Origin of the sequence: Streptomyces sp. E11-3 (assembly GCF_046540415.1) — a bacterium.
In the GTDB taxonomy this organism is placed as follows: Bacteria; Actinomycetota; Actinomycetes; order Streptomycetales; family Streptomycetaceae; genus Streptomyces.
Map to the genome: position 1 here is coordinate 1 of NZ_JAZGRL010000019.1, position 3,725 is coordinate 3,725.

The window sequence follows — 3,725 nt, forward strand, 5'->3', positions numbered from 1 at the left end:
GTCCCGCCACCGCCCGGCCGGTCCCGCTGAGGGCCTACTTCCGGTAGAGCGCCTCGATCTCGTCCGCGTAGTCCTTCGCCACCACGTTCCGCTTGAGCTTCAGCGACGGCGTCAGATGGCCCGACTCCTCCGTGAACTGCGCGGGCAGCACCCGGAACTTGCGCACCGACTCAGCCTTGGACACCGCGGAGTTGCCGTCGTCGATCGCCCGCTGCACCTCGGCGAGGAGCTCCGCGTCATCGCGCAGGTCAGCGGCCGTACCGGACTTGCCGTGCTCCGCGTTCCACCGGGTGAGGAACTCCTCGTCCAGGGTGACCAGCGCGCCCACGAAGGGCCGCCCGTCGCCGACCACCATGCACTCGGCTACCAGCGCGTGGGCGCGGATACGGTCCTCGATGACCGCGGGCGCCACGTTCTTGCCGCCCGCGGTGACCAGGATCTCCTTCTTGCGCCCGGTGATCGAGAGATAGCCGTCCTCGTCGAGGGTGCCGATGTCACCGGTGTGGAACCAGCCGTCGGCGAGGGCCTCTTCGGTCGCCGCCTCGTTGTTCCAGTAGCCCTGGAAGACCTGGTCGCCGTGGAGCAGCACCTCGCCGTCGTCGGCGATCCGGACCACCGAGCCCGGCAGCGGCTGGCCGACCGTGCCGATCTTCTGCCGGTCCCACGGGTTGAAGGCGGTGGCGGCGCAGGACTCGGTCAGGCCGTACCCCTCCAGAACCGTGAAGCCGATCCCGCGGAAGAAGTGGCCGAGCCGCTCGCCGAGCGGGGCGCCGCCGGAGATGGCGTACTCGCCGCGACCGCCGAGCACCGCCCGCAGCTTGCTGTAGACCAGCTTGTCGAACACCCGGTGCTTGAGCTTCAGACCGAACGACGGGCCCGACGGGGAGTCCAGCGCCTGGCTGTACGCGATCGCCGCGTCGGCCGCCTTGTCGAAGATCTTGCCCTTGCCGTCGGCCTGCGCCTTGGCGCGCGCGGAGTTGTAGACCTTCTCGAAGACGCGCGGCACACCGAGGATCAGCGTCGGCCGGTAGCTGGCCAGTTCGTCGGTGAGATGCTTGATGTCCGATACGTGACCGAGCTTGATCGGCGCCATCAGCGGGGCGATCTGGACCATCCGGCCGAAGACGTGCGCCAGCGGCAGGAAGAGCAGCACCGAGCACTCGCCCGTACGGAACAGCGGCTTGAGCCGTTCGACGATGTTGCCGCACTCCGTGAGGAAGTTGCGGTGGGTCAGCACACAGCCCTTGGGGCGTCCGGTGGTGCCCGAGGTGTAGACGATGGTGGCCGGGTCGTCGGCGCCCGCGAGGGCGCTGCGCTCGTCGACCGTCTCGTCCTTGACGGTCGCGCCGGCCCGCTTCAGCTCCTCGACGGCACCGTCCCCGGCACCGTCGGGCTGCTCGATCTGCCAGACGTTCACCAGGTCGGGCAGCCGGTCGCGTACCGACTCGACGGCGGCCGTGTGGGCGGCCAGCTCCACCACGCAGGCGACGGCGCCCGAGTCGCTGAGAATCCACTGGACCTGCTCGGGCGAACTGGTCTCGTACACCGGGACGGTGACCGCGCCCGCGCTCCAGATGGCGAAGTCGAGCAACGTCCACTCGTAGCGGGTGCGGGACATCAGGGCGACCCGGTCGCCCGGCTGGACACCGGCGGCGATCAGACCCTTCGCCGTGGCGGTCACCTCGGCGAGGAAGGCCGTCGCGGTGATGTCGTGCCAGACGCCGTCCACCTTGCGGCCGATGACGGCCACATCCGGGTGCTGCGCGGCATTGCGGCGGACGATGTCGGTCAGATTGCCGTCCGCGGGGACCTCGTACAGGGCCGGAAGGCTGAACTCGCGCAAGACTGCTGCTCCTCATAGGGCGCCGACGCCACGACGTTGTGCGATGCGACGGTGCGGTCCAAGATCGGGCAGGTGCTCGGTGGCTGAAAAGGGGTGAGCACGACTGGACTGCCAGGACGTTACCCATCGGTATGTGTTCTGCGATAGGGGGGTCTGGCCAGATGTTCCCTGCGTCACACGGCACGACGCTCCTTGGCGCACACTAATCCACGCGCCGGGCGACTCCCAAGTAACCGCAGGTCCAGCGGCCACTACCGCCGTACGGCACCGCGTCCTAGGGTGCTCGATATGCGAGGTGGACGGGTCAGACGAGTCAACGTGGTCAGTGACGTGCATGGCAACAGCAGGGATCTCGCCACCGCGGCAGACGGCGCCGACGCCCTGATCTGCCTCGGTGACCTGGTGCTTTTCCTTGACTACGCCGACTACTCGCGCGGGATCTTCCCCGAGCTCTTCGGCGCCGAGAACGCCCGGCGCCTGGTGGAACTGCGCACCGCGCGGCGCTTCGACGAGGCGCGCGCCTTCGGTGCCGGGCTGTGGGCCGGGATCGAGGAGGACCGCGGCGCCGTCGTCGAGAAGGCGGTCCGCAAGCAGTACGCCGAACTCTTCGCGGCCTTCCCCACACCGACGTACGCCACCTACGGCAATGTCGACATTCCGCGGCTCTGGCCGGAATACGCGGGCGAGGGCACCACCGTCCTGGACGGCGAGCGGGTGGAGATCGGCGGTCTTGTCTTCGGCTTCGTCGGTGGCGGACTGCGTACCCCGATGCACACGCCGTACGAGATCAGCGACGAGGAGTACGCCGCGAAGGTCGAGGCCGTCGGTGAGGTCGACGTGCTGTGCTCGCACATCCCGCCCGAGGTCCCCGAGCTGGTGTACGACACCGTCGCGCGCCGCTTCGAGCGCGGCAGCCGCGCCCTGCTGGACGCGATCCGGCGTACCCGGCCCCGGTACGCGCTGTTCGGGCACGTCCACCAGCCGCTGGTGCGGCGGATGCGGATCGGCGCGACGGAGTGCGTGAACGTCGGCCACTTCGCCAGTAGTGGAAGGCCCTGGTCCCTGGAGTGGTAGACGGCGCGCGGTAGCCTTCACGAGGTCACCCCCCGACCATGAGGTCACCCCTCGACCATGAGGTCACCCCGACCTGACCGCAGGAGGAGCCACGGCGATGGCGGAACACACCAGCTCGAGCATCACGATCGAGGCGGCGCCGGCCGATGTCATGGGGGTGATCGCCGACTTCGCGCGCTATCCGGACTGGACCGGCGAGGTCAAGGAGGCGGAGGTACTGGCCACCGACCCCGAGGGCCGCGCCGAGCAGGTCCGCCTCGTCATGGACGCGGGCGCGATCAAGGACGACCAGACCCTGGCGTACACCTGGACCGGCGACCACGAGGTCAGCTGGACCCTGGTCAAGTCCCAGATGCTGCGCTCCCTGGACGGCTCGTACACGCTGGCCGCGACGGACAAGGGCACCGAGGTCACCTACAAGCTGACCGTGGACGTCAAGATCCCGATGCTCGGCATGATCAAGCGCAAGGCCGAGAAGGTCATCACGGACCGGGCACTGGCCGGTCTCAAGAAGCGCGTGGAGTCGAACGCGTCGGACCCGGCCTGACCGACCGCCCCGAGAGCGGGGTCCGGACCCCCCGCCCCCGGAGGCACACCGAGCCTCGCCTCGGCCCACGGCTCGACCACATCCCGGCCGAGACCGCGACGGCCGCACCCAAACGACGGCGGGGGCGAGCGCAGCGCCGCTCGGCGGCGCAGGCTACGGCGGGCACGCGGGCCCGGCCCAGGGCTCTGCGGGCGTGGGGGCGCGCCGTGCGGTGACGCCCGGGCCGTCCGCCTGTGTGTTCGCGCCGCGCGGCGCGGGGGC

The 3,725-nt window shown here is 70.0% G+C and carries 3 protein-coding genes; 2 read left to right on the forward strand and 1 reads right to left on the reverse strand.

The window, feature by feature from the left end; all coding sequences use genetic code 11:
* Positions 1 to 34 precede the first annotated feature (34 nt).
* Positions 35 to 1,843 carry an AMP-dependent synthetase/ligase gene (locus U9R90_RS34230; protein WP_411061226.1) on the reverse strand — a complete coding sequence of 603 codons (1,809 nt, stop codon included), beginning with the start codon at positions 1,841 to 1,843 and terminating at the stop codon, positions 35 to 37.
* 288 nt (positions 1,844 to 2,131) lie between these two features.
* Here U9R90_RS34230 and U9R90_RS34235 point away from each other — a divergent pair, with 288 nt between their 5' ends.
* A complete protein-coding gene (locus U9R90_RS34235; protein WP_411061228.1) occupies positions 2,132 to 2,917 on the forward strand; it encodes a metallophosphoesterase family protein in 786 nt (261 codons plus the stop codon).
* Positions 2,918 to 3,014: 97 nt separating this feature from the next.
* A complete protein-coding gene (locus U9R90_RS34240; protein ID WP_411061229.1) occupies positions 3,015 to 3,464 on the forward strand; it encodes an SRPBCC family protein in 450 nt (149 codons plus the stop codon).
* The last annotated feature ends 261 nt before the right edge of the window (positions 3,465 to 3,725 follow it).

Excerpts from the sequence above, each read along its gene's own strand:
- U9R90_RS34235 (WP_411061228.1), top strand. The coding sequence starts at position 2,132 with ATGCGAGGTGGACGGGTCAGACGAGTCAACGTGGTCAGTGACGTGCAT.
- U9R90_RS34240 (WP_411061229.1), top strand. The coding sequence starts at position 3,015 with ATGGCGGAACACACCAGCTCGAGCATCACGATCGAGGCGGCGCCGGCC.